Genomic DNA, 11962 nt, shown 5'->3' on the forward strand with positions numbered 1-11962 from the left:
TATAAATTTCTTTTAAATTATTTATTAAATGGATGATCATCATTAATTAAAATTCTTTCAATTTGCTTTGTTTTTCCATCTTTATCTAAATCTATAATAACACCAGATAGAACACTTCTTCCATCATCCGGCACAACATGACGCTGTGGTAAGCTTGTGATAAATCTCTCTATTACTTCATCACGATTAATACCTAATATACCATCGTAATATCCTGTCATACCAACATCAGTAATATACCCTGTGCCATTCGGTAGTACACGTTCATCTGAAGTCTGAATGTGTGTATGCGTACCAACTACCGCACTTACTCTACCATCTAAATACCATCCCATTGCATTTTTTTCTGATGTCGTTTCTGCATGAAAATCAACAAATATAAAATTAGTCTCTTTTTTAGCCTCTTCAATAAGTTGATCAGCTTTTTTAAAAGGGTCGTCGATATCTTGCATAAATGAACGGCCTTGCAAATTAATAATTGCTAATTTAATATCATTAATTTGAATAAATCTCATGCCTACACCAGGTGCTTCACTTGGAAAATTAGCGGGTCTTACCATTCTGTTTGCATCATCAATAAAGTCATAAATTTCACGTTGGCCGTATGTATGATTACCCATCGTCATGAAATCTACGCCATCTCTTAATAATTGTTTATATAACTTTTCAGTTAGACCCTTACCGTGCGCTGCATTTTCAGCATTAACGATACTTACAGTAGGTCTATATGATTTTTTTATTTTAGGTAAATATTCAGCAATCGCATTTCTTCCAACTTTACCTACGATATCTCCAATAAATAATATCCTCATTGAATGTTCATCCTCTCATAAAAATAGTTTAATTCATATAGGTCTATAATAAAAGAGGATATTCATACTCTTTTTAAATTTGATATCTATTTTCTTTAGCATGTATACAACATATGTTAAGATAGGTTTATCAAAAGTAATAGGAGTTGTAAAATTTACATGTCAATTAATATTGATCCAGAGAAGTTTGCAGAATTAGTGGTAAAATCTAATCCATCTAAATCTGAAGATGCAGAAGATATCGCTAAAGAAAGTCTTGAATTATACATCAACGCTTATCGTTTAGCTGAAAGATATTCAAATATTGCTACTAATTGCTATGATACAGCAGAAATAATTTCTGAATTAAGAAAAACAGATTTACAACTTAAATAATTTATAAGACTATCAATTAAGGATAAGCATGAACATCAAATAGTTTAAGTTTACAATGAAAATTTATATTAAATGATTGAACTTTGAGTATGTCCTCAATCAGTTTGTACTTTTTGGTTCTAGTCATTTATTTGGAGTGAGACTATGAATTCGTAATGAATTCAATCTCACTCTTTTTTAATGACAACATTTCACCTACTTTATTAAATTCAATTAATAATTGAATTTTAGCTGAAAAGAAAAAACAGACCCAAAATTTGGATCTGTTAAAAACTATTTCGCATACTCTACTGCTCTTGTCTCTCTTACAACTGTCACTTTGATGTGACCAGGATATTGTAATTCATCTTCTATTTGCGTTTTAATGTCTTTAGCCAGTCTGTATGACTTCAAGTCATCTATTTCATCAGGGGAAACAATAACTCTAATTTCTCGACCTGCTTGAATAGCGAATGCTTTTTCTACACCATCATAACCTTCAGAAAGTGTTTCTAAGCGTTCTAATCTACGTATATAGTTTTCAAGCGTTTCTTTACGAGCACCTGGTCTAGCCGCAGATAATGCGTCAGCAGCTGCTACCAGAATTGAAATAATAGAAGTTGGTTCAACATCACCATGATGAGAGTGAATAGCATTAATTACAGTTTCATTTTCTGCATATTTTTTAGCTAATTCAACACCTATTTCTACGTGGCTACCTTCAACCTCATGATCTATCGCTTTACCAACATCATGAAGTAATCCAGCACGTTTGGCCAAGCTAACATCTTCTCCTAGTTCAGCAGCTAGCATTCCAGATAAATGCGCCACTTCAATAGAATGTTTCAAGACGTTTTGACCATAACTAGTTCTATAATTTAGACGACCTAAGACTTTAACTAAGTCTGGGTGCATATTATGAACATTGATTTCGAATGTTGCTTGTTCACCAGCATCTCTAATAATGTCATCTACTTCTTTTCTAGCTTTATCTACCATTTCTTCAATTCTGCCTGGATGGATGCGTCCATCTGAGACTAAATTAACTAATGCTGTACGCGCGATTTCACGTCTAATTGGATCAAAACCAGATAAAATAACCGCTTCTGGTGTATCATCAATGATTAAATCAATACCTGTTAATGTTTCTAAAGTTCTAATATTTCTACCTTCTCTACCAATGATACGACCTTTCATCTCATCATTTGGTAAATTAACTACTGAAACTGTTGATTCAGTTGTATGGTCAGCAGCTAATCTTTGAACGGTAGTAGCTAATAATTCATTTGCTTTTTTATCAACTTTTTCTTTAGCTTCTTTCTCTTTTTCTTTAACAAGTACTGCAATATCTTGTGACAGTTCTTCTTCAACCCTTTGAAGTTGTTCATTTACAGCTTCTTCTTGAGTGAGACCGGAGATGCGTTCTAGTTCTTGTTCATGCTTCATTATTAATGTCTGAACACTACTCTCTTTTGCATCTACTTGTTGTTGTCTTTCTTCAAGTTTAGATTCTTTTTGTTCTAAAATCTCATCTTTTTTATCGAGAAGATCAGATTTTCGATCTAAATTTTCCTCTTTTTGAAGAAGTCGGGCTTCTTGTCTTTGAAGCTCACCACGTCTTTCACGTAGTTCTGATTCAGTTTGTTCTCTTATGATTTGGTTTTCTTCTTTTGCCTCTAATAATTTTTCCTTTTTGATATTATCAGCTTCTTTTTGACCTTGCTTGATAATATCATCAGCAGTTTGTCTAGCTTGTAATTGCTTTTGATGCAATAAATTTCGGGCTACAAAATACCCCACAACAACCCCTAGAATAATCCCCAGCAAAATGAGTAGGAGGTTTAATAAATTCACATAAACACCTCCTTTTTCTAGGTATTTGCTTTGTATATCAAAATCTCTTTATGATTTTTATAAATGTATAATAATTATACATATTAATTGTACGTTTATTAACTTGTTAGTGTCAAGATATGAAATTGCACTGTATTTCGAATTTACATATATTACTTACTATATGTAAGTTTATATAAAAACAAAAATCCTACTACAATGTTAAGTGATAAAAAATGCCTCCTAGTATTTCATTTATTCAATGCTTAATACTAGGGTATCTTATCAAATGTAGCAGGCTTATTTCATATAATAAAAGTGAATTTTAGTGAACTGACGTATTTTACTAAAACTTTATTGCTATATAGTTAGCGAAATATTCACTTCAATAATTAAAATTGTAAATACTATTCTTCATCGAATAAGGTTTGCGGTGCATCTTCTTTTTCATCAACATCTCCATCGAAAATACCAAGTTTTTCTCGTAACTTACGATCGATTTCTTCTTTAACTTGAGGATTTTCTTTAAGGTATATTTTTACATTTTCTTTACCTTGACCCATTCGATCACCATTATATGAGTACCATGCACCTGATTTATCTACGATGTCATTTTCAACACCAAGATCAATCAATTCACCTTCTTTAGAGATACCTTGACCATACATAATATCTACTTCAGCGACTCTAAAAGGTGGTGCAACTTTGTTTTTGACAACTTTAATTTTAGTTCTGTTACCAACAATTTCTTGGCCTTGTTTTAACTGCTCAGCACGACGAACTTCTAAACGAACAGAACTATAGAATTTTAATGCACGTCCACCAGGTGTAGTTTCTGGGTTACCAAACATTACACCAACTTTTTCACGAATTTGATTAATGAAAATGGCTGTTGTATTTGATTTTGAAATTGCACCAGATAATTTACGTAACGCCTGTGACATTAAACGAGCTTGAAGTCCTACATGCGTATCGCCCATTTCACCTTCAATTTCTGCTTTAGGTGTTAATGCGGCAACAGAGTCAACTACTACAATATCAACCGCACCACTTCGAACGAAAGCTTCAGCAATCTCTAAACCTTGTTCACCATGGTCTGGTTGTGATAGATATAAATTATCAATATCTACACCTAATGCTTCTGCATATACCGGATCAAGCGCGTGTTCAGCGTCGATAAATGCAGCAACGCCACCGTTCTTTTGTACCTCTGCAATAGCATGTAAAGCTACTGTTGTTTTACCAGAACTTTCAGGTCCATAAATCTCTATAATTCTACCTTTAGGATAGCCACCTACACCTAATGCGTTATCTAATGTAACTGAACCACTTGAAACACTTGAAACACGGCGTCCTTTATTATCGCCTAGTTTCATAACGGCACCTTTACCGAATGATTTTTCCATATTTTTTATAACTGTATCTAAAGCTTTTTGACGATCATTATCCAAAGCGAAACCTCCTATTAACGAGTTAATCATCGTATTAATATCTTAATTAATACTATACATTTAATTGAATCTAATTACAAGTATTTTGCGAATATTTGTTCGCTTTTAACGATAAAAGACAAGACAAAATCGAACAAACGTACTAAATAAGTGCTCTAGTTTTCAAAAATATTAACTATTTAAACCAATTTATTAAATTTATCATGGCATAATTTTGACTTCTGCTTTTTAAAATATTTCGTTTTAGAGGCATTTTAAATGTCTCATATTTAAACACACTGTCATCATAGTACCCAAGATAAACTTGTTCTTGATTGTGTAATAACGCTATACCCCAATCAGTTTTATATAAATCTTTTACATATTGAGATACATATTTTAATTTATCTAGAATATCATCAAAATCAGAAACAAAGACTGATGAATCAGGTAGTTGTCCTTTCAATAAATGATTTAAATCTTGGTTTTTCAAACGTGTATATAGTGCACCATTTGTCACACCATCATATATACTGAAACTTTTATTTATAATATTCATCAAAGCTTGTTCTATAACGATATCATCCGAACCGTAATAATAGTCACCTATTCTTGCAAGAATCTTCTCTTTAGTAGGTTCAATTAACTTTTTGCATTCATTTTCTGTATTGGCATTAGCAGTTAATCTAATATAAACTTCATGCGTACCAGCTAATGGAGCAATAGTTGGATTTTCTTGACTATCAATTAAATCCATTAACTCTGTTTCAACTTGAGATTCTCCAATTCCAGCGAATCTTAATTGTTCTGAGTGTATAACTCTATCTTCATCCATTAAATAAGGTAATAACTCATTCTTTGCCATTGGTTGCATTTCACTTGGTGGGCCAGGTAACAAAATGACTTTCTTATCTTCATATTCCACCAACATACCAGGTGCCATCCCATAATTGTTTTGTAATACTTTTGCACCTTCAATAACCAAAGCTTGTTGCTTATTATTGGGCGTCATTTCTTGTCCTTGTTCTTTAAAATAATTCTCAATATATTCTAATGCATTCGTATCTGTCACAAGATTTTTACCAAGCACCTTCGCAACAGTATGCTTTGTTAAGTCATCTTTTGTAGGTCCTAATCCCCCAGTAAACACGAGTGTATCAAAACGTTTTAACCCCTCTTTGATAACATACTCTAATCTTTGAGGATTATCGCCAATCACAGTATGTTCGACTACGCTTTTACCAATACTATTAAATAATCTTGATAAATATTGTCCATTCGTATTAGCAATTTGTCCTAATAATAACTCAGATCCAACAGCTATTATTGAAATATTCATGTCCATTTATCCCCCTAACGATAATTCTTGCACAACATCTATCATTATAATGCAAAGTATGACATTTATTCTAAAAATTGAACTAAAAAACCAAGAATAAATAGGAATAGAATTATCTTTCTATCACTATCATTCTTGGTTGTATTTCACTAATTTAATGTTTGAAAACATCTCTACCTTTATAAAAGTATTCAATACCAGATAAAATCGTGAATAAAACACCAATATAAAGTAATACTTGTCCAATTTGAATGCCTATCCATGTTGCTAACAAATCACCTAATAAAATCCAAATAATTGCAACCATAGTTACAGCAGTTTTAATTTTACCTAATTGACCAGCAGCACTAACAAACCCTTGTTCAATCTGTAATAGACGTAATCCTGTAACAGCAAATTCACGTGCAATTATAATGATTGCTACTACTGAATTTGTAAGTCCTAATTGAACCATAACAATTAATGCACTGGAAACTAATAATTTGTCAGCTAGGGGATCTAAGAATTTACCCATATTAGTTACAAGTTGCCATTTTCTAGCTAAGTACCCATCTAGGAAATCACTTAAAGAAGCTACAATGAAAATGATAGCAGCAATAAGTTGTTCAATACGGATTTCAAATCCACCTAAAATAGATACATTGCCAAATCCAAAGTTTACTAGAGCAAATAATATGAAAAGCGGAATTAATATTACTCTGAAAACCGTAATTTGATTTGGAATATTCATGTTAAAGCCTCATTTCTAAATTTATCTCTCATTTTATAATAGTAACACAGCTAAGACCCATAAGATAAAAGTTATTATAATAATGCCACCAATAATTATCATTAATTGTAAATGTTCTTTACTCTTAGTACGATATGTAGGCGCGTCATCATTATGATATCTATATAAAAGTTCATTCAATTGATGTTGACTATCTGGTATTTCCTCTTGATGCGCTTGAATCAGTTGTTGTGAATCAATATTTACCACACTCGCATAACGTCGAATAAAACCCTCTGCGTAATCAACTTTAGCTAATTTATCAAACTGATTTTGTTCGATTAATTTCAACGTATCACGTTTAATTTGAGTGCGCTCTTCTAATTCTGCTAACGTCATTCCTAGCCTTTCACGTCTACCTTTTAATGTTTCACCAATTGTCTTCACTTTTAAAAGCCTCCACAACCACTATTCAAAAAATCCAAATCCTCCGCCAAACATGTCTTCTCCAAAGTCTAGCGAGTTTTTACTTTTAACTGTTTGTTGTTTCATTTGATCATATTCAATTTCTTGATTTTCATTTTCTCTTAATTCAATAATATAATCAAAATCATCCATGCTATAATTACCCGATTCCACAAATAAATCTGGATGTTCAACCACTTTGATTGATGGTAAGGTCATTACTTCACGCACTAATTCTTGATGCTTAGGGTTTGATTCTCTAGCAGTGACAGCGCCATCAATAATATAAACATGGTTAGAATCATATTCTCCTTTAATAAGAGAGCTTCGTACAGTTTGCTTAATCAATGTAGAACTAATAAATAGCCATCGCTTATGCGCACATACACTTCCTGCTACGATTGATTCCGTTTTTCCGACACGTGGCATACCTCTGATACCAATTAATTTATGACCTTCCTCTTTAAAAAGTTCTGCCAAAAAATCTACCAATAAACCTAAATCTTCACGTTCAAAACGAAAAGTTTTTTTATCATCGGCGTCTTGTTCAATATAACGTCCATGTCTAACAGCCAATCTATCACGTAATTCAGGTACTCTTAATTTAGTAATTTCTATCTCACTAAGCTCATTGATTATATGTTCAAAGCGATTAACTTTCTCAAGACTGTCCGTTTTAATTAATAACCCTCGTCGACCTTGATCAACCCCGTTAATCGTAATGATACTTATACCTAACATACCAAGTAAACTCGAAATATCACCCAGTAAACCTGCTCGGTTAACTGTGATTTCATATTCAAGATACCATTCTTTCTTTTCGGCTACTGTCATCAATATCCGCCCCTTGTTTTAAATGGTAACCTACCATCGGAATATTAAAATTAGTAATCATATTATAGCATTTAGAACTTGGTTCAAAAATCTTTTTTTAATGTGTAAGGGAAATTTACTATAGCTAATAGAATAGTGACGTTAAATGCTATCACATCCTCAATTGTCACAACTTAAATGTACCAAGCGCCGTTTACTTTTTGAACAGTTCCAGTAATACTTTTCGCCAAAGGATTCCATAGATAAGCACACGTATGCGCAATTTCACAAGGATTGATCATTCTTTGCTGAGGTAATTCTTCTAATATAGCTTTCAATTCATCTGAATTAAAAACTTGTGACATATTTCCACTTACAAAACCAGGCGTGATAGCATTAACAGTGACATTAGTCATCGCTAATTCTTGACTTAACGCTTTGACGAAACCGATTTGTGCACTTTTCATTGCCGAGTAAATTGTTTCCATACTCGCACCTGTTTCACCCCAAATGGATGAAATAACAATAATTCGACCAAACTCACTTTGACGTATTAAGTCTATAAAATAACGACAACATCTAATTAACTGCTTAACATGAATGTTATAACTAAGATCAATATCTATATCTGACATATCTTGCAATAAGCCATACAAAGCTGTACCACTACTGTATATCAAACAATCTAAATATTTGATATGAGCAAAGGTAGTTTCCAAATCAATATTTTGCGTCAAATCAGCTTGTATAAATTCGACTGCTTCCCCTTTGTACTTATCTTGTAATGCTTTTAAATCTGATTGAAAATATTGAATAATTACTTCATTACCTTCTTCTAATAAACGCTCTACAATTGCTGTTCCAATAGTGCCTGACCCACCAAGTACTAACGCTCTCATTAAGCTTTAGGCTCCAATCGACTATCAACCATATTATTGATATTTAAAAATTTAGTGGCAGTTTCGTTAATACTATCTAATGTTATATTATCTATAATATCTAACATATCGAATACACTGACGCCCTCAAAGTATAATTTAGAATATTGGTTTGCAATATATTCAGGTGAATTCAAACTTGAAATAAATTCCCCAATAAATTGTTTTTTCAACAATTCAAATGCTTCTTGATCATCAAGATTACCACAATACTTGTTTAGCTCACTTAACAACACTTCTTTTAACTTATCTGGATATTGCGTTGCACTTGTAATAATTGAAAAACAATATGTAGGTTCGAGTACAAATTGATATCCAAAAGTTTCGTCTATCAAATCTTCATTTAATAAAGTCTGATAAAATTCAGTTTCCTCACCAAATATTAATTCGAAAAATAGTGTCATTTCTAAATCATGTTGTACATATTCATGTGGTGACGCTTCAGTTGGTTCATTTTTAAAACCTAACATTAATCTAGGAGATTGTAATTTCATTTCTTCTGAAACAAAAGGTGTTATAACATTTGTTGGTTCATCAACAGTTGCTCGTTCAATGCTAGGCTGATTCGTCTTATCCCTTTTATTTTCATGAGTTTCAACTATGTCACGTATGTTTTCAGGATTGACATCTCCGACGACAAATAACACCATATTTGATGGATGATAAAATGTTTCATAACATAAATATAAATCATCTTTAGTAATGTTATAAATGCTTTCAACGCTTCCTGCTATATCAACTTTAATAGGGTGCTTTTGATACATAGCACGTAAAGTATTAAACATAATTTTATAACCAGGTTGCTCCTGATACATCTTTATTTCTTCAGCAATAATACCTTTTTCTTTATCTACCGTTTCCTTAGAAAAGAAAGGCGTTTCAACCATTTCTAGTAATCTTAAAATATTCCTTTCAACATTATCTGTTGCACTGAACAGATAGCTAGTGCGATCAAAACTAGTAAATGCGTTTACTTGAGCATTGTCATTGGCAAATGCAGTGAATAAATCTTCAGTATCATCTTTCTCAAATAACTTATGCTCTAAAAAGTGAGCGACACCGTCTGGTACAGTCACAAAATCATTTTGATTATGAGGTTTGAAAGTATTATCAAGAGAGCCAAATTGAGTAGTATACGTTACAAATGTCTTTTGGAATCCATTTTTGGGGATAACAAATAAACGTAAACCATTAGTTAATTCATGTTCAAAAACACGTTCATCAATCAGTTCATAGTATGTTTCCCTCATTAAGAATGATCCCCCTTTGTAAGTACATATATGGTATCTAGTTCTGCTTTATTAGCCATTGATATCACATCATCCTTTGTTACTTTTTGAATGTGATCTATGTAGTTTTCATCTGTTTGTTTATAATCTAACAGTAGTTGATTTTGCATGACCTCAATGATACTTTTAGGTCGATCGGTTATTTCGTGCCTATGAGAAATGATAATTTTTTTAGCAAGTTCTAATTTATCTATATCAAATTCACCGCGTTTAAACTTATCAAACTCCTCTAAAATTGTATCTTTAGCAAGTTCATATTTATCTGCTGAAACACCGCTTAATACAAAAAGATAACCGTTTTTACCATCTAATTGAGAGTGTATTGAATATGCTAGACTTTGTTTTTCACGCACTTCATTAAATAATACAGATGATGGATCGCCACCGAACATCGTGTTTAATACAACCAATGCATAATAATCATTTGCCCCGAATCGTGTTGGAAAACGATAACCCATATTTAATTTAGCTTGATCAACTTCATCTTCTTCAACTATATATTGTGTTTCTGAACTTGAATCTTTTAAATTAAGTTGATTAGTTTTCGCTATTGTAAATGGATTAATCGTAAATTTAGATTGAATTAATTGTTTAACTTCTTGTTTATTTACGTTACCTACTACATAAATGGAACATAGGTCATTACTAATCATGTTTTGATATGTATTATATAAATTTTCAGGTGTGATTGTACTAATTTTTTCAATCTGACCTGTCGCTAAATGACGATAAGGTTCATCTTTAAACATATATTTTAATAAATTCAAGAAAGAATATTGTGCTTTATTATCAATTACAGCTTCAATTTTCTTTGATAATAATGATTTTTCTTGATTTACAAACGTTGTGTTAAAGGCATTATTCTCTATAAGTGGATTCATTATCACTTCATATAGTACATTTAATCCTTTTTCAAATAAGGGGGGTGAATCTTTTAAATAGCGTTCGTTAACTATTTCTAACGAGATAGTGATAACGTGTTTATCTTTAAATTTTGAGACAAAACTATGTATGTATGCACCATATAGTTCAGATAGATGTTTACTAAATGCTTTATCCGTGGACCATTTTTTTGTAGCACGTATTAACAACTTGCTTAACAATGATCGTGCTGTAATAGTTTCATATTCTAAAGGTGCCATAAATTTAAAGGTAATCAAAGTTGTCTTAAATTTATCTGTAGGTAACACATCAATATGTATTTGATGCTCATTATTAGTTTGTTGTTCTAACATTCATCCACACTCCTTAATATTGTTTCTATATTTTTGTACGCGTCAATTTAAATTTAACTAGACTGCTTTTCACATAATTTAATGAGTATAAAATAGGTTTACCCATTTCGTCATAATGTACAACCTTTAATAGCATTAAACCTTCATGTGGAGATGCGTTTAGAATATCAGAAATATGTGGTTCATAACTAATGGCTTCAACCTCTGTTTCAGCTGAAGCGACTTTATGTCCCGTATTAGTCTCTATTGCATTTAACATAGAACCATCGCTCACTTGATAGTCTGCACATGTTAGATAATCTTCTGCGATTTTATCTAAACAATAAATTACTGGTTGGTGGTTGGCAGTACGCAGTCGTTCAATGATTGTAATAGGTTGTTTATCATTGATACCTAACATTTGTGCATCCAGTACGGAGGCAGGTTGTTGCTCTAAACTTAAATATTCCGTGCCTGAGTGGTAGCCAGCTTCTTTAATCATATCGTTGATGCTAAATAATTTATTCAATGGATAGAAGAAGGGGTGCAATGTTTTTACGCTTGGTCCTTCTTCAAAGTTATCTGTCAAGACTTGTTCAGTTATGAGTTCACCAATCGCTTCATAGACATCATCAGTTTTTACATTTAATTCTCTAGCAATAGATAAATTGCTAGGTAGTTTATCACCAGGTTTTAAAGATTGTTCTTTAATCTGCTTAAGAATATATTCTTTCACTTTAAAAGCTGAGTTTAACTCTGTCATCAT

12 protein-coding genes are annotated in these 11962 nt (G+C 32.0%); 1 reads left to right on the plus strand and 11 read right to left on the minus strand.

Going from position 1 to position 11962, the window contains the following annotated elements:
• Positions 1-17 precede the first annotated feature (17 nt).
• Entirely contained in the window at positions 18-812 is a 795-nt protein-coding gene (locus BB045_RS10500) for a TIGR00282 family metallophosphoesterase (protein WP_070442348.1), read from the minus strand.
• A gap of 159 nt (positions 813-971) precedes the next feature.
• Between BB045_RS10500 and BB045_RS10505 the strand changes: the two genes are divergently transcribed.
• Positions 972-1187, plus strand: coding sequence for a hypothetical protein (locus tag BB045_RS10505; RefSeq protein WP_037537291.1), 216 nt, complete (start codon positions 972-974; stop codon positions 1185-1187).
• 273 nt (positions 1188-1460) lie between these two features.
• On the opposite strand, the gene rny is transcribed toward BB045_RS10505, so the two are convergent.
• The 10 genes from rny to BB045_RS10555 all read right to left on the minus strand — a co-directional run bounded on the left by rny (position 1461) and on the right by BB045_RS10555 (position 11959).
• Positions 1461-3020: a ribonuclease Y gene (gene rny, locus BB045_RS10510; RefSeq protein WP_070442345.1), complete on the minus strand. Its 1560-nt coding sequence runs from the start codon at positions 3018-3020 to the stop codon at positions 1461-1463.
• A gap of 386 nt (positions 3021-3406) precedes the next feature.
• Positions 3407-4450 carry a recombinase RecA gene (recA, locus tag BB045_RS10515; RefSeq protein WP_070442342.1) on the minus strand — a complete coding sequence of 348 codons (1044 nt, stop codon included), beginning with the start codon at positions 4448-4450 and terminating at the stop codon, positions 3407-3409.
• 175 nt (positions 4451-4625) lie between these two features.
• Positions 4626-5768: a CinA family nicotinamide mononucleotide deamidase-related protein gene (locus BB045_RS10520; RefSeq protein ID WP_070442366.1), complete on the minus strand. Its 1143-nt coding sequence runs from the start codon at positions 5766-5768 to the stop codon at positions 4626-4628.
• A gap of 154 nt (positions 5769-5922) precedes the next feature.
• Positions 5923-6498: a CDP-diacylglycerol--glycerol-3-phosphate 3-phosphatidyltransferase gene (gene pgsA, locus BB045_RS10525; protein ID WP_011275916.1), complete on the minus strand. Its 576-nt coding sequence runs from the start codon at positions 6496-6498 to the stop codon at positions 5923-5925.
• Between the two features lie 33 nt (positions 6499-6531).
• On the minus strand, positions 6532-6924 hold the full coding sequence (locus BB045_RS10530) for a helix-turn-helix domain-containing protein (RefSeq protein WP_033080070.1): 393 nt from the start codon (positions 6922-6924) through the stop codon (positions 6532-6534).
• Positions 6925-6945: 21 nt separating this feature from the next.
• Entirely contained in the window at positions 6946-7776 is an 831-nt protein-coding gene (locus tag BB045_RS10535) for a YmfK family protein (RefSeq protein ID WP_070442341.1), read from the minus strand.
• 173 nt (positions 7777-7949) lie between these two features.
• Entirely contained in the window at positions 7950-8654 is a 705-nt protein-coding gene (gene ymfI, locus BB045_RS10540; protein WP_011275919.1) for an elongation factor P 5-aminopentanone reductase, read from the minus strand.
• Entirely contained in the window at positions 8654-9943 is a 1290-nt protein-coding gene (gene yfmH, locus BB045_RS10545) for an EF-P 5-aminopentanol modification-associated protein YfmH (protein WP_016930682.1), read from the minus strand. Before yfmH ends, ymfI begins: the two co-directional genes overlap by 1 nt.
• Entirely contained in the window at positions 9943-11217 is a 1275-nt protein-coding gene (gene yfmF, locus BB045_RS10550; protein ID WP_070485028.1) for an EF-P 5-aminopentanol modification-associated protein YfmF, read from the minus strand. The genes yfmH and yfmF overlap by 1 nt, the downstream gene beginning before the upstream one ends.
• A 25-nt stretch (positions 11218-11242) precedes the next feature.
• On the minus strand, positions 11243-11959 hold the full coding sequence (locus BB045_RS10555; RefSeq protein ID WP_070442363.1) for a GntR family transcriptional regulator: 717 nt from the start codon (positions 11957-11959) through the stop codon (positions 11243-11245).
• Between the last annotated feature and the right edge of the window lie 3 nt (positions 11960-11962).

Origin of the sequence: Staphylococcus sp. MB377, from assembly GCF_001922505.1 — a bacterium.
In the GTDB taxonomy this organism is placed as follows: Bacteria; Bacillota; Bacilli; order Staphylococcales; family Staphylococcaceae; genus Staphylococcus; species Staphylococcus haemolyticus.

Bases quoted from the DNA above. Each gene is read 5' to 3' on its own strand.
- BB045_RS10500 (WP_070442348.1), bottom strand. From the start codon at position 812: ATGAGGATATTATTTATTGGAGATATCGTAGGTAAAGTTGGAAGAAAT.
- BB045_RS10505 (WP_037537291.1), top strand. From the start codon at position 972: ATGTCAATTAATATTGATCCAGAGAAGTTTGCAGAATTAGTGGTAAAA.
- BB045_RS10520 (WP_070442366.1), bottom strand. From the start codon at position 5,768: ATGAATATTTCAATAATAGCTGTTGGATCTGAGTTATTATTAGGACAA.
- pgsA (WP_011275916.1), bottom strand. From the start codon at position 6,498: ATGAATATTCCAAATCAAATTACGGTTTTCAGAGTAATATTAATTCCG.
- BB045_RS10535 (WP_070442341.1), bottom strand. From the start codon at position 7,776: ATGACAGTAGCCGAAAAGAAAGAATGGTATCTTGAATATGAAATCACA.
- ymfI (WP_011275919.1), bottom strand. From the start codon at position 8,654: ATGAGAGCGTTAGTACTTGGTGGGTCAGGCACTATTGGAACAGCAATT.
- yfmH (WP_016930682.1), bottom strand. From the start codon at position 9,943: ATGAGGGAAACATACTATGAACTGATTGATGAACGTGTTTTTGAACAT.
- yfmF (WP_070485028.1), bottom strand. From the start codon at position 11,217: ATGTTAGAACAACAAACTAATAATGAGCATCAAATACATATTGATGTG.
- BB045_RS10555 (WP_070442363.1), bottom strand. From the start codon at position 11,959: ATGACAGAGTTAAACTCAGCTTTTAAAGTGAAAGAATATATTCTTAAG.